Here is an 817-nt window from a genome sequence, read left to right on the forward strand (position 1 = left end):
TTGATCACAAAACTGTAAAAGCACAAAAAAACCAATCCGAAGATTGGTTTTTAAAATAATCATCATATGATGCAATTATCGCTCTCTTAACGCTTCTTTGGCTTTATTAAACGGTTTCAACAAGTATTCAATAATTGTTTTTTGACCAGTACGAATATCTACCGTTGCCACCATACCTGGCGTTATTGAGAAAGATTTCCCCGCCTTATTGGTCAATTTATCTTTATCGGTCCGAATATAGACTCGATAGTAGAACTGATCTTGTTTAACTTCATCGCGGATGGTATCAGGAGAAATCACCGTTACTTTCCCTTCTAAGCCACCATAAATTGAATAATCATATGCTGTGATTTTTACCAATGCAGGTTGGCCCGGATGAATAAACGCAATATCTCGTGGCGAAATACGCGCTTCAATCAATAACTGCTCATCAATCGGTACAATGGTCATCAATTTACCATTTTGTGGAATAACCCCACCAATGGTTGTCACCGCAATTTCTTTAACCACACCACGTACTGGTGCTTTAAAAGTAGAGCGTGTCACTGAATCATTACGACCAGCAACAACTTGCTGTAATGACTGAATATCAGCATTGGCTTTTGCCAATTCTTCACGTGACTTTACATAGTAGTCATTCCGCTTGTCGTTAATTTGATTTTCAAAATTATTGATATCTCGTTTTAAGCGTAGCACTTCAACCTCAGAAGCAGCACCTTTCGCCACCAAAGGTTGAGTCATTTGCAATTCATTTTGAACCAAAGACAATGCGTGCTTTAAACCAGTAATCGACTCATCCAAATTTGCGCGACGCGAA

1 protein-coding gene is annotated in these 817 nt (G+C 38.7%); it reads right to left on the reverse strand.

Annotated features, from left to right (window positions below; all coding sequences use genetic code 11):
* Positions 1-75: 75 nt before the first annotated feature.
* Positions 76-817 (reverse strand): HlyD family type I secretion periplasmic adaptor subunit (locus FY049_RS22200; RefSeq protein ID WP_446084430.1); only part of this gene is annotated, 742 nt, incomplete at its 5' end.

The sequence above is a fragment of the Acinetobacter sp. 1125_18A genome (assembly GCF_052824985.1).